We start from the raw sequence: 17,584 nt of genomic DNA, 5'->3' as shown, positions 1-17,584 counted from the left end.
GAGTGGAAATACTCCGGCATGTTGGGAGAAACTCCCGAGTGCGGATGCGACCGAAGCATCGCCGGGATTCTTCGCTGCTTCGCAGCTCAGAATGACGCTGCTGGAAATTGGGTGGGTGACCCACGCAAGCCTCTTTTGGGGTGCGGGAAAAATGCCGCTTCCCGTCTCCCCATACCCACCTAGACTGACGACTTCAGCCCAATGCGCTCATCTACCGCCAAACTGCGCGGTGCACGGGGATGGCGTGCCGGGGTGGGTGGGTCTCCGGTGGGTTGCAGGTGGGACCTGATTGCTGACTCCGCTGCGGTTAGATGGCGAAGTCTTCGGCTTTATTGGTACGGTGGCGTTTGGTTTGGTACATGGCCTGGTCGGCGGCGTCGAGGAGGGGGTCGATCTCTTCGCCGTCGAGGGGGAAGAGGGCGTGGCCGATGCTGAGGCTGAGGGGCAGCCTCCAGCCTTCAAACTGGAGCGGCTCGAAGAGGGCCTGTTCGAGACGGCTGGCGGCCTCGAGCGCTCCCTCGCGGTTGTGAACCTCGGTGAGGAGGAGGGCGAATTCGTCGCCGCCGAGACGGGCGAAGGTGTCGGAGACGCGGGTGATGGCCTTGATGCGGGCGGCCGTCTCCCGCAGAGCCGCGTCGCCGGCCTGGTGGCCGTAGGTGTCGTTGATGCTTTTGAGGCCGTCCATGTCGAGGCTGAGCACGGCGAAGGAGACTCCGTTGCGGCGGGCGAGGGCGAGGCGCTGGCGGAGGCGGTCATAAAAGAGCGCCCGGTTGGGCAGGCCGGTGAGCGAGTCATGCGTGGCCTTGTAGTAGAGCTCGCCCTCTTCCATGCGGGCGGCGTGGAACATGGCTGAGGCGATCAGCTCGCACATGCTATCGAGCACGGCCATGTCCTGCTCGCGGAAGGCATCGGGCAGCGGCGAGGCGATCTTCAACACGCCCACGGGCGACTGATGGAAGAAGAGCGGGGCGACGACCATGGAGCGGAGTCCGACGCGGCGGCAGGCGTCGCGGTCGACGCGGGGATCGGTCTCAGAGTCAGAGCAGATGAGCATCTGGCCGTTTTGAATGCAGAGCCCGGTCAGGCTGCCCTCGCGCTTGAGGCGCAGGCCGAGGCATGCGGTGGCGAAGCCGGTGGCGGCGCGGTAGACCATCTGGTCCCCCTCGGCCATTTCGACAATGGCGGCGCCGGCATGGGTGAGCTGCTGCACGCTCTCTGCCGCGCATTGAATGACGGCCCCCAGGTCGGGCCCTAACCGCGATATCTCGTTTTGGGTGCGAATGATCTGGCGGAGTACCTGGGGGTCGGTGATTTCAGCCATGGGGGATGGGAGGGTTCCTTTCGGTCAAGAGGGTGAACGCCGAAGCTACGTCCCGGGGATTAGGGTAGTTGGACGGCGGAATGTCTCAGGAGTTTGCCCGGGCGTGAAGAGAAATCGAACTCGATGGTCACCGGCGGAGTTGCGGATGTTACCGAGAGAGTTAGAGACGCAGGCACTCGTCGGCGGCGCGGCCGACGCGGGCCAGGACGGCATTCTGCTCGCTGTAGGTGAGGGTGGATTGCGTGAGATAGGCGGTGATGATGACGGGCGCGCCGTGCGGGGGCCAGAGGACGGCGATGTCATTGCTGGTTCCGTGGCTGCCGTTGCCGGTCTTGTCGGCGACTTTGCAGGCGGCGGGCAGGCCGGCGCGAAGCTGATGGAGACCGGTCTGGCAATCGAGCATCCAGGCAGTGAGCTGGCGGCGCGAGGCCGGGGAGAGCGCGTTGCCGAGCAGGAGCCGGTCGAGGTTGTGCGCCATGGCGGAGGGGGTGGTGGTGTCACGGGGGTCGCCCGGAATGGCGGAGTTGAGCGTGGGCTCGGTGCGGTCGAGGCGGGTGCGGGTGTCGCCGAGGGTGCGGGCGTAGGCGGTGACGGCGGCGGGGCCTCCGAGGCTGGCGAGCAGGAGGTTGGCGGCGGTGTTGTCGCTGAGGGTGATGGCGGCGGCGCAGAGTTCGCGCACGGTGAGGCCGGTGGCCACGTGCTTTGAGGTGACGGGCGCCCAGGAGAGCACCTGGGCCTGGGTGTAGTGGAGGCGGCGGTCGAGGTGGCCGTCTGCACGATCGGGGGCTTGGTCGGCGCGGTGGAGCACGGCGGCGACCAGCATGACCTTGAAGGTACTGCACATGGGGAAGCGCTGATGGAGGCGGTGACCGGCGCGGAGCGAGGTAGCGGGCTGCCAGAGAGCGACGCCGAGGCGGCCGCCGCTGGAGCGCTCCAGATGGGCAAGCGCGTCTTCAAAAGCGGCGATGTGGGGGGAAGCCGCGAAGCCGGAGCGGCCTGTCAGAAGAAGGCCGCCCGCGACTGGAAGCGCCAGGCGCAACCAGCCGCGACGGGTAAGCGACGAGGTCATGGGTGCAAGCATACCCCGAGCCGCGGGTTCAGGGGCGGAGAGATATGCGGCGGGAGATGACGAGGTTGATTCCTGAAGCGGGCCGGAGAAGCCGACAGGCCCGCGCGGGGCGGGCCTGGGTAGGGCTGATTGGGCTGGGCTGAACAGGCGGGCGTGGACTACTTTTCGATCTCGACGCCGCGCCAGAAGGCGATGTGGCCCTTGATGTTGCGGGCGGCTGGTTTGGGATCGGGGTAGTACCAGGCGGCGTCGGGATTCTCCTGCCCGTCGATCAGGATGGTGTAGTAGCGGGCCTGGCCCTTCCATGGGCAGGTCGAGGTGGTGGAGCTGGGCCGCAGGTATTCGCGGTTGACCGTGCTCTCGGGGAAATAGAGATTTCCTTCCACTGTCTCGAATTTCTCGCTCTCGGCGATGACCTTACCATTCCAGACTGCTTTAGCCATGATTTTCCATCCTTCCTTGCCGTCAAAAGTCGGGCTGACGGCACCTCTCCCACATTATCAGATGCAGCGGGCCCCTCGCAGGGCGCTAAAGGCTGCCATGCCTAGGCCTTAGCGGCGGCGCGGCGCTTCTCAAGGTTGCGAAGCATCATGTCGACGCGCTGGCGGGCGGCGGGATATTGCTCGATGACGTGATCCATCTTCATGAGGAAATTGGGATGGGTGGTGCGAATGTGGGCCAGAAAAGGCTGGAACTTGGCGTAAATGAAGAAGGGCTCGCCGTTGCAGTCGAGGAAGAGGTCGCCATTGAGCGCGCCATGCACGACGAAGGAGAGGGCCATCTCCCAATAGCTGGTGACCTGGCGGAACCAGGCATTCTGCTCGGTGCCCCAGGCGAGCATGGGCGCCATGGCCTCTTCGGCGGTCTGGGGGAAGAACTCGGCGGTGATCCAGTGGCGCGCGCGGCGCATGGTGGCTTCGCGGCGCAGGTCGTAGAGCTTGAGGATCAGGTCAGCGTCGTGGCTGGTGGCTAGCGTGGATTCCATGTGGTGTCTCCCTCACGAAATATAAATGCAAACGCCGGCGGTGTGCAGGGGCGGCTAGGCGGGCCAGCACTGTGAGCCATGCAGGATGCGGAGGATAGAGATGGTGTGCCCGTCGATGCGGTAGATGGCCAGGTAAGGGGTCTGGGGGATGACCAGTTCGCGGCTCTCTGTCATGCGCCCTGATCTTCCCCTATTCGGAAAGCGAGCCAGTTGCTCAACAAGCGAACGAATGCGCGCATCCACTGCAGTCGCTGTCTGCGGACGGTCCTGGGCAATGTAAGTAAAAATGGCCATGCGATCCGTAAGCGCGGCTGAGGTCCAGTGAATCTTCATCTGTTACTTTTTCGTGTCCCTGGACAGATTCAAGATTGCCGCGCGATGAACAGCCATACGACGTTCTACTTCTTCATGCGGGATCATCGGGCGTGGATCATCGAGCGCTTCCTGCACTTTTTTGCGGAACCACGCGTCGTACTCTTCTGGCGTGGGAGTGACTGCAAAGGGCAAGGCTCCCTCATTGGCGGTGCGGGTGAGCAGGATGCGAACCGCATCGGAGACGGTGAGCCCCATGCGCTCCAGCACGGCAGCGGCGCGGTCTTTCACCTCGGGATCGATGCGGGTCTGGACGAGAGCATTGGCGGCCATGGGGTTTCTCCGATGTCTGAATTGTAATGCAATTGAATGACGGCGTGCCGGAAATAGAGACGCCGGCGGTGTGCAGGCCGCCGGCGGTGAGGGTTTCATTCGAGGGGGGCTAGACCTTGGCCAGTTCCTCGACGACGGGGCCGTGAGTCTTGGCTGTGGGTTTGGCGGCGGGTTTGGTGGCCGTGGCCGCGGGGGCCTCGGACGGGGCATCGCCGATGCGCTCGGTGAAGCTGCAGGAGACGCCTTCGCCGGTGTCGCCCTTCTTCTTGCGTTTGGTGGTGGTCTCTTCCTCAGCGGAAGGCTTCTTGTTGTTGGGACAGACGAGGTAGACGCCGGACTTGAGAGTCTTCTCCATCAGGTAGGCGCTGCCGCACTCGGGGCACTTCCGGTCCACGGGCTTGTAGTTGGCCGTGAAGTCGCACTTGGGATACTCAGAGCAGCCATAGAAGAAGTTGCCGCGGCGGGCCTTCTTCTCGACAATTTCGCCCACCTTGCACTGCGGGCACTTCATGCCGATGGTGTTCTGCTTGATGTATTTGCACTTGGGATAGCCGGAGCAGGAGATGAACTCGCCGTACTGGCCGTGGCGCAGGACAAGCTGCTCGCCGCACTTGGGGCACTTCTCATCGAGCGGCTGGGGGGGCTTCTGCTGCTGCTTCTGGTTGAGGCGGCGCACGGTCTTGCAGGGCGGATCTTCGTTGTAGCCGGGGCAGGCCATGAACGGACCCCAAGGGCCGTTGCGCAGCACCATGACGCGGCCGCAGTTTTCGCAGTACTCCTCTTCCTGCTCGGCTTCATCGGAGGGCGCGGCCAGGTTGGGCTTGGCCTCGTAGTTCTCCTTGGTGAAGGTGCAGCCATCCTTTTTCTTTTTGTCGTAGGCGCTGCAGGCGTAGAAGGAGCCGAACTTGCCCCACTTGAGCACGAGGGGCGAGCCGCAGATGTCGCACTTCTGGTCAGTCGGCTTCTCCATCCGCTTGATGTCTTCCATGTTGGTGGCCGCGTCCTTGAGCTCGTCCTCAAAGTGGTCATAGAAGCCATTGAGCAGATCGGTCCAGCGCTCTTTGCCGTCTTCGATGTCGTCCAGCTCTTCTTCGAGCCGGGCGGTGTACTTGGTGTCGAAGATGTAGGGGAAATTTTTGACGAGCAGGCCGGTGACGACGGTGCCGATCTCAGTCGGGATGAAGCGGCCGGTGCGGCCGCCCATCTTCTGCACGTATTCGCGGTCCTGAATGGTGTTGATGATGGTCGCGTAGGTGGACGGGCGGCCAATGCCGCGCTCTTCGAGCTCCTTGACGAGCGAGGCTTCGTTGTAGCGCGGGGGCGGCTCGGTGTAATGCTGCTCCGGCTTGAGGGCGGAGAGCGCGAGCCTGTCGCCGTTGTTGAGGGCGGGCAGCTTGTTGGCCAGCGCTTCGTCGTCGGCGTCCTTCTTCTCCTTGACCTCTTCGTAGACGCGCAGGAAGCCGTCGAACTTCATGACCGAGCCGGTCACGCGGAAGTCGTAGCGGCGGTCGGCCCTGGCGGCAATCTCAACGGTGGTCTGGTCAAAGATGGCGGGCATCATCTGCGAGGCGACAAAGCGCCGCCAGATGAGCCGGTAGAGCTTGTACTGCTCGTCGGAGAGATATTTGCGAATGTCGTCCGGATGCAGATTGGGATCGGCGGGGCGGATGGCTTCGTGCGCGTCCTGCGCATCCTTCTTGGACTTGAAGGCGTTGGGCGCGGCGGGCAGATAGTCCTTGCCGACCTTCTTTTGAATGTAACCGCGCACAGCCTCAATGGCCTCGGGCGCGACGCGGGTGGAGTCGGTACGCATATAGGTGATGAGACCGACGGCATCGCCGCCGATTTCAATACCTTCATAGAGCCGCTGCGCGACGCCCATGGTGCGCTTGACGTTGAAGCCGAGCTGGCGCGAGGCGTCCTGCTGCAGCTTGCTGGTGGTGAAGGGCGCGGGCGCATTGCGTTTGCGCTCTTTGCGCTCGACCTCACGCACCGACCAGTCGGCCTTGTGGAGCTGCGCGACGACTTCGTCCGTAAGCTTTTGATCGGGCAGCGCGGGCGCATCGACGGTCTCGACGCGGGCGCGCTCGCCATCGATGCCGATGAAGTGCGCGGTGAACTCCTGCGGGTTGCCGCCGGTCTTGAGCACGGCGTCGATGGTCCAGTACTCGACCGGCTTGAAGGCCTTGATCTGCTGCTCGCGCTCGACGATGAGACGCAGGGCGACGGTCTGCACGCGGCCGGCGGAGAGGCCGCGGCGCACTTTGTCCCAGAGCAAGGGAGAAATCTGGTAGCCCACGATGCGATCGAGCACGCGGCGGGTCTGCTGCGCGTCGACCAGGTTGCGGTCCACGCTGCGCGCATGATCGAGGGCGGCGGTGACGGCCTTGGGGGTGATCTCATTGAAGGTGATGCGGCGGATGGCCTCGGGCTTTTTGACGACGGCCTTCAGCTCGTCCTCAAGATGCGCGGCGATGGCCTCGCCTTCGCGGTCAGGGTCAGGCGCGAGATAGATGGTGTCTACCTTGGTGGCCAGCTTGCGCAGCTTGTCCACAACCTTTTCCTTGCCGGGAATGACGATCAGCTCCGGTTCAAAGGTGCCTTTTTCGACATCGACGCCGAGCTTGTTCTTCGGCAGATCTTTGATGTGCCCAATCGAGGCTTCCACCTGGAAGTCTTTGCCGAGATATTTATTGATCGTTTTCGCCTTGGCGGGCGATTCGACGATCACGAGTGATTTGCTCATTGGTTTCCTTTTACGACCAACCCCTGCGGCCAAAAATCGCCGTCCTGTTCAAGGAGGCGGATTTTTGCCTTGCCTTGCAGAAAACTATCACGGAACGAGAATAGACGCACGAAACCGGAACTTCGTGCATCCGCTTTGTTCCCTTTCCTGGACTCATTAGACGATGCGTGACGCCTATTCGGTGCGAGCCGCCGGGAAGCTCTTGACGTAATTCTTACCGGGAAGCTGGCGGATTCGTCCAGCCAGCTCCAACTCAAAGAGCGCGGTGAAGATCTCTGACGAACTCAATTCGCCCTCCAGCTTCTGGAGGATCTCTTCCATCTGCAGCGCCTCGTCGTGACGAAGGATGCGCAGCAGGGCCGCCTCCACGGGAGCCGCAGTGTTGTCGTCAAATAAGGATGCAGTAACGGGCTCCGGCGATGCAACGACCGCGTCGGCGGTGACGGCGACGCGGACGTCGGTGGGGAGATCCTCCCAGACATCCTCCCAGGTAGCGGTGAGCTTTGCGCCCTGCTTAATCAACGTGTTAGGCCCCCAGGCCTGCTTGTTGGTGACGTTGCCGGGGACGGCAAAAACTTCGCGGCTCTGCTCGAGCGCGCAGCGGGCGGTGACGCGGGTTCCGCTGAACTCGCCGCCCTCGACGACCAGCACACCAAAGCTGATGCCGCTGAGGATGCGGTTGCGCTTGGGAAAGTTCTGCGGCGCGGGAAAGGTGCCGAGGGGCAGCTCGGAGACGATGGCTCCACCGGTGGCGACGATCTGCTCGGCGAGCGCCTTGTTCTCTTTTGGGTAGATGACGTCGACGCCGGTGCCCCAGATGGCGAGCGTGGGCTTTTTGGCGGCCAGCGCACCTTTGTGCGCGGCGGTGTCGATGCCGCGCGCCATGCCGCTGAGGATGAGCAGGCCGTTGGCGGCGAGATCGCGCGAGAGCATCTCGGCCATGCCCGCACCATAGGGCGTGGGATGGCGCGTGCCTACGACCGCGATGGAGGGCCGCTTGAGCAGCGAGGCATCGCCCCGCACCCACAATATAGGAGGCGCGTCATAAATCTCACGCAGACGCTCGGGGTAAGCCTCATCGATGCAGGTGACAATCTGCGCGCCGGCGGCGGCGACGCGCTCGGCCTCCTGCTGGGCGGCGCGCAGGGCGCGGCCATCGTGCAGAAACTGCGCGGCTTCGGCGGGGAGCCGGAGCGACTCCAACTGCGTGAGCGGCAGATCGAGCAGCGCCTGCGCGGAGCCGGCGGCCTCGACGGCCTGCAGGATGCGGCGCGGCCCCATGCCGGGGGTGAGTGCGAGCGCGACCCAGGCGAGACGATCGGCAGTGAGGGTAGCGGCGGGGAGTGCAGGGCTTGGGAGCGAGGGCGCGGGAGCAGACAATGCGTATCCTTTTGCATGGCATGGAAGGGAGCGCCACGCGAGAATGGCGCAGTATTCGGATGCATGCGGGAGTTAGGGCGGAGGTTATGTGGCGCGGGGTGCGGCGTCAAGTTACTTATAGCTATTAGCTTTTAGCTGCTAGCTTTTAGCTTTTGGCTGCTAGCTTTTTTGGGTTTTAGCTGCTGGCTCTAAGGGGGTCGAGCCTTCGAGGGAGGCTGTCTGTTGCGTCACCGATGGAAGGATGCGAGGAAGATGCTTCGACCTGCACCAGAGGACCGGAAATCACGCGTTTAGAGATGAGAGCCGGGAGCCTGGAGCTGAAGGCTTGGAGCTAAAAGCTAGAAGCTAAAGGCTAAAAGCTTTCATTGATACACTGGGTAGTGAAGCTCCGGATCGCAGCCATTTCCTTCTTGAATCCCGCGCCATTGATGTGGGACTTTGAACACTCTCCCCGGCGGGAGGAACTGGCCGGACGCTACGAACTGATGTGGTCGACGCCCTCGGTGTGCGCGGCGCGGCTGGCCGCCAATGAAGCGGACATTGGCCTGGTGCCGATTGCGGCCTATCCCTTTCATCCCGGCATGCAGATTATTCCCGGCTGCACGATCGCCTCGCGGCGGCACGTGCGCTCGATTGTGCTGGTGGTGCGCGAAGGGCGCGCGATGGACGGGATTCGCTCGGTGGCTCTCGATACGTCGTCGCGCAGTTCGGCGGCTTACACGCGCATTCTGTTTGATCGCGTGTGGAAGGCGAAGCCGGAGTTTGTTGCGCATGGGCCGGATCTGGACGCGATGCTGGCCACGGCCGATGCGGCGCTGCTGATTGGCGACCCCGCTCTGCTGGCGCTCGAAGACCGGGAGGCGCGCGAGGCAAGGACCGGAGAGCGGCTGGTGTATCTGGACGTGGCCGAGGAGTGGCACCGGTTGACGGGCACGAGCTGGGTGGCGGCCTTCTGGGCGGTGCAGCCGGCCTCGGTGGAGCGGTCAGGGATGGGAGCCGCGCGCCTGATTGCCGACTTTGAAGCCTCGCGCGATGCGGGGCTGGCGCATATCGACGACCTGGTGGCGGAGTGGAGCGCGCGCATGCCGCTGCCGGCTGCGACGATTCGCACGTATTTGACCGAGAATATCTGGTACCGGCTCGACGCGTCGTGCATGGACGGCATCGAATTGTTCTATCGTTACGGTGCGGAGTGCGGTGCGCTGCCGGCCGCGCCCTCGGTGCATTTTTTGCGCGGATAGATCGCGGATAGTTTTTTTATTCACGGCTTTCGATCGGCTCTTGATCGACTTTGATTCGTCACGGGATTCGTCATGACTCAGGCACCTCTTACCAATTTGCTGGCTGCGATGGAGACCGTCAGCGCGCGTCCCGCGCCGGATGCGCAGAGCATGACGCAGTGGCGGTACCTGCAGATGGCGCACGCCGTTGCGCATCCGGTGACGCTGGGCGAAGGCGGTACGCCGCTGCAGACGCTGCGGGCGGGGCTGCTGCTCAAAGAAGAGGGACTGAACCCGACGGGCAGCGTGCAGGACCGCGTGGCGTCGATTCTGATTTCGGCGGCGCGCGCGGCGGGATGGATGCGGGTGGCGCTGGGCGAGAGCGGCGTGCAGGCGGGCTCGATGCCCAGTTCGATTCCGAATTCGATGCCGGGCTCGATGCCAGATTCGCTGGCCGATGCGCTGGCGGTGTCTGTGGCCACGTATGCCGCGCAGGCAGGGCTGCGCTCTCAGGTCACGCTGAGCGCGGCGGCGAGCGAGGTGGATTTTTTGCGCGTGGCGGCGGTGGGAGCCGATCAGGCCTGGCCCGCAAAGAATGGTAGGGCAGAGAGTGGCGAGGGGAATATCGCAGCGGGCGACCTGGCGCGGGCGACGCAGCTAGCGGCGCGCGCGCTGGCCATGGAGCTGGCCGAGCAGATGCGGTGGAAGCTGCCGGAGACGCTGCTGGCGCCGGGGGCGAGTCCGCTGGAGATGCTGGCCTATGAAAATGCTTTTGCATGGCTGCGCGAGCAGGAATGGGTGAGCTCCCCGCACACGCCGCGCTGCGTGGCGATTCATATTGCGCCCGCGATGGGTGGGCCGGGCACGGGGCCTGCAAGAGTGGCGGCAGAGGTGCTGCGCAAGGTCTCGGACGCGGTGGGCATTGTGGAAGAAGAGCACGTGCGCGCGGCGATGGAAGCATGGGCGCGCAAGGGATGGCTGCTCGCACCCGGCGCGGCGGCGGCTGCGGCCTACTGCGAGCAGCATGCGGCGCTGCCGGGGAGCACGGTGATCGTGAATCCGCGTGCGGCGCTGGCAAGCGCGGGCGAGATGGCGCGGCTGCTCGGCATTCGCCGCTACCCGGGACGGATGCCGGTGGGCGGCATCATCACTCCGCAGTAAAGCGTTGAAAGGCTAGTAGCCGCGCGCGATGAGCGATTCGAGAGTGAGCGTGGAGGCATGCTGTTGCGCGCGCTGCTGCTCAAGCGCGAGCTTCATCAGCACGTCAGCCTCAAGATTGACCCTGGCGCCGGGCGCGAGCGTGTGCAGATGCGTGGCAGAGTAGGTGTGCGGGATGATGGCCACGGCGAGCGTGGCGCCATCCCAGCGGGCGACGGTGAGGCTGATGCCGTCGATGGCGATAGACCCCTTCTCGACGACATAGGGCTGCACGGCCGGAGGAACGGCGATGCGCAGCCACCAGTCGGTAGCGGCGGGACCGGCTTCAGGATCGACGGGATCGAGTGCGAGCAGCGTGCCGGTGGCATCCACATGGCCCTGCACGACGTGGCCGCCGAGCGGAGTGCCGGCGGGGGTGGGCAGTTCAAGGTTGACGAGGGTACCGGGGGCGAGATCGCCGAGCGTGGTGCGAGCCAGTGTCTCAGCGGCGAGATCGGCATGAAAGCGCGTGGGCTCAAGACCGAGCGCGGTGAGGCAGACGCCATTCACGGCGATGCTGTCGCCCTCATGCAGGCGCGGAGCGAGCGTGGCGGTTTCGACGGTGAGGCGGGCCGCGCCGGAGCGCTTTTCAAGCTGCAGAATTTTGCCGGTAGTTGCGATGAGACCAGTGAACATAGCTGAGTCCAGTGTACGGCTTGCGCGTGGTGTGCGGCGTTGCCGGGGGTCACGCCTGCCAGGGGTCGCGCAGGTAGGCGCTGAAGCGCAGATCGGGCCCGGTCTGCGTCCACTCGGGGCGCTGGAGTGCGAGCTGCTGCATTTCGATGCCGTCGGCCAGCGAGATGCCGCCGGTGCCGAGCAGCACGGGAGCGTAGTAGAGCACGAGCTTGTCGATCAGTCCATCTGCAAGCGCGGAGGCGTTGACCATGCCACCTGCCTCAAGCATGACGGAGAGAATCTGCATCTCATGGAGGCGGCCGAGAACCTCGTCGAGCGAAATGCGGCCGCGCGTTTTGCCGGGCAGTTCTTCGACGCGGACGCCCATGCTCTCAAGCGCCTGACGACGCGCGATGGGCGCGAAGGAGCAGAAGACCAGCACATCCTGCTGCGCGGTGCGCACCAGTTTTGAATCAAGCGGCAGACGCAGCGCCGAGTCAAGGACGACGCGCAGCAAGGGGCGGCGGCGCGGCAGGCCGGTGCGATCAGAGAGTTGCGGATCGTCAGTGAGCACGGTGTTGATGCCGGTGAGCAACGCGTCGTGCTCGTGGCGCATGACCTGCACCTGGGCGAGCGCCTGCGGCCCGGTGAGGAAGTATGGCTTGCCGGTCTCTACGCTGCCGGGGCGGGGCGCGATGCGGCCATCGAGCGAGACGCCGGCCTTGAGCGTGACAAAGGGATGCCCGTTGCGCATGGAGCAGGCGAAGGCATCGTTGAGCGCGCGGGCTTCGGACTCGCCGATGCCGGCTGTGGTTTCGATGCCGGCCTGGCGCAGGCGCTCAAGGCCCTGGCCGCTGACTTTGGGGTTGGGATCGACGGTGGCCGCGACGACGCGGCGCACTCCGGCAGCGATGAGCGCCTCAGTGCAGGGACCGGTGCGGCCGGTGTGGCAGCAGGGCTCGAGTGTGACGTACGCGGTGGCTCCGCGCGCCTGATCGCCGGCCTGTTTGAGGGCGACGATTTCGGCGTGATCCTTGCGGCTGTAGTCGTGATAGCCCTCGCCGACGAGCGCTCCCTCGCGCACGAGTACGCAGCCCACGGCGGGGTTGGGCGAGCTGACGGCCTTAGACAGCCGCGCGAGGGCAAGGGCGCGCTGCATCCAGCGCTGGTCTTCGTTGCCCTGCGGGGCTGGGCTACCCTGCGGGGCTAGCATTCCCTGCGGGGCTGGACTACCCTGCGGGGCTGGGATGCTCTGCGAAGATTGGCCGCTTGTATCGTCCAATGATGGTCCTGCCTTTCAGGGACGCATGACTTCGGGCGAGCCGAGCAATGCCTCAACAAATGCGTCGCTGTCAAAGGGCAGCAGATCGTTGACCTGCTCTCCGATGCCGGCGAAGCGCACGGGAACGCCCATTTCGCGGGCGATGGCAATGGCGATGCCGCCCTTCGCCGTTCCATCAAGCTTGGTGAGCACGATGCCGGTCACGCCGGCGGACTCGGTGAAGAGGCGGGCCTGCTGCAATCCGTTCTGGCCGGTGGTGGCGTCAAGCACCAGCAATACTTCATGCGGCGCGTCGGGAATGAACCGCTGGGTGGTGCGACGCATTTTGTCGAGCTCGGCCATGAGGCCGCTCTTGGTGTGCAGGCGGCCGGCTGTATCCACAATGAGCACGTCGGTCTGGCGCGCTTTGGCGGCCTGCAGCGCGTCAAACAACACGGCCGAGGGATCGCCACCCTGACGGCTCTTGATGAGTTCGACGCCGGTGCGCTCACCCCAGACTTCGAGTTGCTCAATGGCGGCGGCGCGAAAGGTATCGGCCGCGCAGAGCAGCACGGTCTTGCCCTGGCGGCGATAGTAAGCGGCCAGCTTGCCGGTGGTGGTGGTTTTTCCGGTGCCGTTGACGCCGACCATCACGATGACCTCAGGCGGCGTGGCGACGGTGCGAGGCGGCTTCTGGTGTTCGTCCAGAATTTTTTTGAGGCTCGATTTGAGGAGGTCGCGGAGTTCCGCACCGTCGCGAATCTGCTCCCGTTTGGCGCGATCGCGAATCTGTCCGACGACTTCGGCAGCGACATGCACGCCGAGATCGGAGGCGATGAGGGTCATCTCCAGCTCTTCGAGGGCCGCCTCATCGACCTCGCGGGTCATGGCGATGACGCTCTCGATGCGATCGCTCAGCGACTCGCGGGTGCGCGAGACCGCCTGCTTCATGCGGTCGAAAAAGCCTTTTTCCTCGGGCTGATCGAGGCTGCCGAACAATGTCTGAATCATAGGTTGAGTGTAGCAATCCGGGCGGGATGTGAGCGGAGGTCAGCGCACCAGGCGCAGGCGGCGGGGCGGGTCCTGATCAAAGACCGGGCGCGTCACGGGCACGACGATCGCGCCGCGCAGCAAAAGCGTCTGCAGCGCGGCAACGACTTGCGCGTCATAGCGCTTGCCGGCCAGACGCTCCAGCACTTCGAGAGTGTATTTAGGGTCCATGGGCGCCTGATAAGGCCGCCACGTGGTCATGGCGTCAAAGCTGTCAGCGACTGAAATGATGCGGGCCATGAGGGGAATTTCATCCGCCTTGACGCCGTAGGGATAACCGGAGCCGTCGAGCGCTTCATGATGAAACTCGAGGCCGGGGATGAGATCGTGCAGCGGCTCGATGGGGCGCAGGATCGCCGCGCCGCGCAGAGGGTGCGCTTTGACCGAGTCGAATTCCTCGGCGGTCAGCGTGCTCTCCTTGGCCATGATCTGGTCATCGATGCCGAGGCTGCCGATGTCGTGCAGCAACGCGGCGAGACGCACGCGCTCCGTGTCATGCGCGGAGAGGCCCATCTCGCGGGCGATCTGCTCGGCATAGGCGGCCACGCGCTCGGAGTGGCCACGCAGATAGGGGGTGCGCTCATCGACGGCCTTGGCGAACATGCGCATCAGCTCGGCCAGCGTCTGGGTCTGCTGCCAGACCTGCATCTGCTTGTCATGATAGGCGTGCTGCAGGGAGTTCGTGGTGGCGAGCCAGGCCTCCGCAATGTCAGCAAACGGAGAGTAGCGCAGAGCCTTGACCTGCTGCTCGGCATCCTGCACGGAGCCGGTGAGCATACCGCTCATCAGTATCCGCTTGAACCCGGTCAACTTGCGCGCAAAACGCACGGCCTGCAGCCAGCCCATAGTCAGGCTGATCAGCAACCCCAGCATGACCCTGGGCCACACAGGATGCACATGCATCCAGACTGCTTCCGCATAGAAGACGCAGGGGATGAGAGCCGTGAGCGACAGAGCGGCCGCAGACACAAGAAAGACAAACGTACCGGATTGGCGAAAGGAGGACATTCGTCACGGCACTGCTAACAACAGTGTAGGGAGTGAGATGCAGGAAAAGCTTACACGAAAGTGTTAGCCATGGAGCGCAAAGGTGGGAATCCACCGGGCAATATTTCTGCAGGCCTTTGGCCGGGGCTATTCGTCGCGGCCCGGGCGGCTCATGAGGTATTGCATGGCCTGCAATGGCGAGGCCTGGCCCTGCAGAACGGTGTGTACCTGTTGAGCAATAGGCATTTCTACGCCGAGGCTGGCAGCCAGTCCCAGAGCGGCCGCGGTGGTGCGCACCCCTTCGGCCACCTTGCCGCCGAGGCCAGCCAGAATGTCGTCGAGACCGCGTCCTTTGCCGAGTTCGACGCCCACGGTGCGGTTGCGCGAGAGAGAGCCGGTGCAGGTGAGCACGAGGTCTCCGAGGCCGGCTAATCCGGCGAGAGTTTCGCGGCGGCCACCGCAGGCGACGGCGAGGCGCGTCATTTCGGCGATTCCCCTGGTAATGATGGCAGCGGTACTGTTGTGACCTAATCCCAGCCCCGTAACCACGCCGGAGGCGATGGCAATGATGTTTTTGAGCGCGCCGCCCATCTCGACGCCGCATACGTCGTCGTTGGTATAGAGGCGCAGCGTTCCGTTGGAGAATACCTGCTGCAGCTCGCCGGCAAAGGCGGCGTCTTTCGAGGCGACCGTGACCGCCGTGGGCGAACCGGCGGCGACCTCCTGCGCGAAGGAGGGACCACCGAGCACGGCGAGCGGCAGATCGAGGCCTCGGCGCAGAAGCACATCGCTGATGACCTGCGACATGCGGAGGTAGGTGGCATCCTCAAGGCCCTTGGTGGCACTGAGAATGCGGTGCGACGGAGTCAGGTAGGGCGCGAAGATCTGCTCGTAGCTGTGGCGCACGTGATGCGACGGCATGACGCTGATGATGATTTCAGCGAACTCGAGCGCCGCCTCGGCATCGGCGGTGACGGTGACGGCAAGCGCGGGAGGGACCGGGTATCCGGGCAGGAAATCGCGATTCTCGCCGAAGGCGCGAATGGACTCGGCCACGCGCGCGGAATGAGACCACAGCAGCAGCTCATGCTCTGACTGGCGCGCGAGATGCAGCGCAATTGCGGTGCCCCAGGCACCGCTCCCCATGACAGCGATGCGGCTCATGCTGCCTCGGTCCGCGGCTTGCCGAAGCGGTACTCAGTGCCATGCAGCAGGCGCACGATGTTTTGGCGGTGCTTGTAAATGACGAGCACGGCGAGAAAGAAGATGACGCTCCACATCAGAGAGCCCTGCGGCCGGTGGGGCAGCAACCACGCAAAGATGGGAAAAAAGATGGTCGCGACAATGGAGCCGAGCGACACGTAGCGGGAGACGGCAAAGAGCAGAATGAAGAGCCCGAGACTGCACAGCGCGGGCCAGGGAGCGAGCGCGATGAAGACTCCAAACGCAGTGGCCACGCCCTTGCCGCCCCGGAAGCCGAGCCAGACGGGATAAATATGGCCGAGAATCGCGAAAAGCGCGCCCAGCGCGAGAGCGTCGCTAAAGCTGACCGCGGGCAACGGAGAATGCGCGCCGAGCCAGCCGCACAACAGCACGGCAAGCGCGCCCTTGCAGGCATCGAGCAGGAAGGTGAGCGCGCCGAGGCCCTTGGCGCCGGAGCGGACGACATTGGTGGCGCCGATGTTGCCGCTTCCCTTCTGCCGGATGTCCTCTTTGCGGACGTACTTGACCAGCAGGAATCCGAACGGGATGGAACCGAGCAGGTAAGCCGCGGCGGCCAGGACGATAACTGTTACGTATGGCATGACATATCCCGTTGGTGAGTGAAGAGCGAACTTAGTGTAGCAGTCACGGTCACATTAGCCGGCGGCGCACCATGTCAAGCGCCTGTTGCGCGGCCAGATGCCGGATGCGGTGGCGGTCGCCGGTAAAACGGCGCTCGAGAACGGTGGTTTCTTCAGGCGTGCTGACGGCCAGATAGACGAGACCGACGGGCTTGTCTTCGGAGCCGCCGCCGGGACCGGCGATGCCGGTGACGCCAAGGCCGAAGTGGGCGCTGCAGCGCTCGCGGATGCCCTCGGCCAGCGCCTTGGCGACCTGGCTGCTCACGGCTCCGTAGCTGCCGATCAGCTCTGGATCGACACCGGCGAGCAGCGTCTTCAGCTCGTTGCTGTAGACGACGGCTCCGCCGGCAAAGGAGCGGGAGCTGCCGGGAATTCCGGTCAGGCGCTCGGAGATCAGGCCGCCGGTGCAGCTTTCGGCCACGGCGAGCGAGGCTCCGCGCATTTCAAGGTAATAGAGCACGATCTGCTCGAGCGTCTCGCCCTGCGAGGAATAGAGCACGTCGTCCAGCTCTTCTTCAATGCGGCTGGCCAGCTCATCGACGCGCAAGCGGGCCTGCGCCAGGAAGGGCTTGCTGCAGGAGAGATTGAGCTGAATGTCGCCGAGGTGCGCGAGAATCGTGGTCTCAATATCGGTGTACTGCTGATAGATGGGCGCGATGCGGGCGTCGCACTGCGACTCGCCGATCATTGCGGCCTTGAGCACGCGCATGGCGATGGCGCGTTTGGGCAGAGCGTCAGCGAGCAGCGGCATGCACTGCTCGTCAAACATGCCCTTCAGCTCGGACGGAGGCCCGGGAAGCAGCATGAGCAGCTTGCGATGCTCACCATGCACGATGTCGAGCCACTGGCCGGGAGCGGTGCCGCGGCCGTTCTCTAGGATGACGGCGCCGTCAATGACGTCGGCCTGCTTCTCATTGTTGCGCGTGATGGTGACGCGGCGGGCGGCGGCGCGCGCGTACATGTTGGCGATGAGGGCGGCATCGCGCGTGAGGGTGCGGCCGAGCGCCTCGGCGACGCACTCGCGCGTGAGATCGTCTTCGGTGGGGCCAAGACCGCCGGAGATGGCCACGATATCTACGCGGCGCAGCGCCTGGCGAATGGCATCGACCAGGTGACGCTGCTTGTCGCCCACGATGGTCTTGAAGGCGATGGTCACGCCGAGGCTGTTGAACTTTTCGGTGAGATAGAGAGAGTTCGTATCCTGCCGGAAGGGCGTCAGCATCTCAGAGCCCACAGCGATAATTTCCGCGATCATCCGGTTTGT

At 64.4% G+C, this 17,584-nt stretch carries 17 protein-coding genes; 2 read left to right on the top strand and 15 right to left on the bottom strand.

What is annotated here, in order from left to right; all coding sequences use genetic code 11:
- Window positions 1–307: 307 nt before the first annotated feature.
- The 8 genes from ACP_RS16375 to dprA form a co-directional block, all read right to left on the bottom strand.
- Complete coding sequence (locus ACP_RS16375) at window positions 308–1,321, bottom strand: sensor domain-containing diguanylate cyclase (RefSeq protein WP_041839693.1); 1,014 nt, start codon at window positions 1,319–1,321, stop codon at window positions 308–310.
- A 160-nt stretch (window positions 1,322–1,481) separates the two neighbouring features.
- Window positions 1,482–2,390, bottom strand: a complete 909-nt coding sequence (gene bla, locus ACP_RS16370) for a class A beta-lactamase (protein ID WP_015898453.1) — start codon at window positions 2,388–2,390, stop codon at window positions 1,482–1,484.
- 158 nt (window positions 2,391–2,548) lie between these two features.
- Window positions 2,549–2,833, bottom strand: a complete 285-nt coding sequence (locus ACP_RS16365) for a DUF427 domain-containing protein (protein ID WP_015898452.1) — start codon at window positions 2,831–2,833, stop codon at window positions 2,549–2,551.
- A 101-nt stretch (window positions 2,834–2,934) separates the two neighbouring features.
- A complete protein-coding gene (locus tag ACP_RS16360; RefSeq protein ID WP_015898451.1) occupies window positions 2,935–3,375 on the bottom strand; it encodes a DUF4760 domain-containing protein in 441 nt (146 codons plus the stop codon).
- 54 nt (window positions 3,376–3,429) lie between these two features.
- Entirely contained in the window at window positions 3,430–3,708 is a 279-nt protein-coding gene (locus tag ACP_RS16355) for a type II toxin-antitoxin system RelE/ParE family toxin (protein ID WP_015898450.1), read from the bottom strand.
- Between the two features lie 3 nt (window positions 3,709–3,711).
- Window positions 3,712–4,020, bottom strand: a complete 309-nt coding sequence (gene relB, locus ACP_RS16350) for a type II toxin-antitoxin system RelB family antitoxin (protein WP_015898449.1) — start codon at window positions 4,018–4,020, stop codon at window positions 3,712–3,714.
- Window positions 4,021–4,129: 109 nt separating this feature from the next.
- On the bottom strand, window positions 4,130–6,766 hold the full coding sequence (gene topA, locus ACP_RS16345; protein WP_015898448.1) for a type I DNA topoisomerase: 2,637 nt from the start codon (window positions 6,764–6,766) through the stop codon (window positions 4,130–4,132).
- A gap of 174 nt (window positions 6,767–6,940) precedes the next feature.
- Window positions 6,941–8,146 (bottom strand): DNA-processing protein DprA, encoded by a 1,206-nt coding sequence (gene dprA / locus ACP_RS16340; protein ID WP_015898447.1) that lies wholly within the window; start codon window positions 8,144–8,146, stop codon window positions 6,941–6,943.
- A gap of 380 nt (window positions 8,147–8,526) precedes the next feature.
- Between dprA and ACP_RS16335 the strand changes: the two genes are divergently transcribed.
- Window positions 8,527–9,387, top strand: a complete 861-nt coding sequence (locus ACP_RS16335) for a menaquinone biosynthetic enzyme MqnA/MqnD family protein (protein ID WP_148215194.1) — start codon at window positions 8,527–8,529, stop codon at window positions 9,385–9,387.
- Between the two features lie 72 nt (window positions 9,388–9,459).
- Window positions 9,460–10,527, top strand: coding sequence for a PALP domain-containing protein (locus ACP_RS16330; RefSeq protein ID WP_148215193.1), 1,068 nt, complete (start codon window positions 9,460–9,462; stop codon window positions 10,525–10,527).
- A gap of 12 nt (window positions 10,528–10,539) precedes the next feature.
- Here the strand turns inward: ACP_RS16330 and ACP_RS16325 are convergent, their stop codons facing one another.
- The 7 genes from ACP_RS16325 to ACP_RS16295 form a co-directional block, all read right to left on the bottom strand.
- Window positions 10,540–11,199, bottom strand: a complete 660-nt coding sequence (locus ACP_RS16325; RefSeq protein WP_015898444.1) for a riboflavin synthase — start codon at window positions 11,197–11,199, stop codon at window positions 10,540–10,542.
- A gap of 49 nt (window positions 11,200–11,248) precedes the next feature.
- Window positions 11,249–12,391 (bottom strand): bifunctional diaminohydroxyphosphoribosylaminopyrimidine deaminase/5-amino-6-(5-phosphoribosylamino)uracil reductase RibD, encoded by a 1,143-nt coding sequence (ribD, locus tag ACP_RS16320; protein ID WP_015898443.1) that lies wholly within the window; start codon window positions 12,389–12,391, stop codon window positions 11,249–11,251.
- 84 nt (window positions 12,392–12,475) lie between these two features.
- A complete protein-coding gene (gene ftsY, locus ACP_RS16315) occupies window positions 12,476–13,450 on the bottom strand; it encodes a signal recognition particle-docking protein FtsY (RefSeq protein ID WP_015898442.1) in 975 nt (324 codons plus the stop codon).
- Between the two features lie 39 nt (window positions 13,451–13,489).
- A complete protein-coding gene (locus ACP_RS17545; protein ID WP_052294850.1) occupies window positions 13,490–14,497 on the bottom strand; it encodes an HD-GYP domain-containing protein in 1,008 nt (335 codons plus the stop codon).
- Between the two features lie 126 nt (window positions 14,498–14,623).
- Complete coding sequence (locus ACP_RS16305) at window positions 14,624–15,640, bottom strand: NAD(P)H-dependent glycerol-3-phosphate dehydrogenase (protein ID WP_015898440.1); 1,017 nt, start codon at window positions 15,638–15,640, stop codon at window positions 14,624–14,626.
- Complete coding sequence (gene plsY, locus ACP_RS16300) at window positions 15,637–16,281, bottom strand: glycerol-3-phosphate 1-O-acyltransferase PlsY (protein ID WP_015898439.1); 645 nt, start codon at window positions 16,279–16,281, stop codon at window positions 15,637–15,639. Before plsY ends, ACP_RS16305 begins: the two co-directional genes overlap by 4 nt.
- A 49-nt stretch (window positions 16,282–16,330) precedes the next feature.
- Window positions 16,331–17,575 carry a competence/damage-inducible protein A gene (locus ACP_RS16295; RefSeq protein ID WP_015898438.1) on the bottom strand — a complete coding sequence of 415 codons (1,245 nt, stop codon included), beginning with the start codon at window positions 17,573–17,575 and terminating at the stop codon, window positions 16,331–16,333.
- Between the last annotated feature and the right edge of the window lie 9 nt (window positions 17,576–17,584).

It is taken from the genome of Acidobacterium capsulatum ATCC 51196, assembly GCF_000022565.1.
In the GTDB taxonomy this organism is placed as follows: domain Bacteria; phylum Acidobacteriota; class Terriglobia; order Terriglobales; family Acidobacteriaceae; genus Acidobacterium; species Acidobacterium capsulatum.
This window is presented reverse-complemented; position numbering and strand designations above follow the sequence as displayed.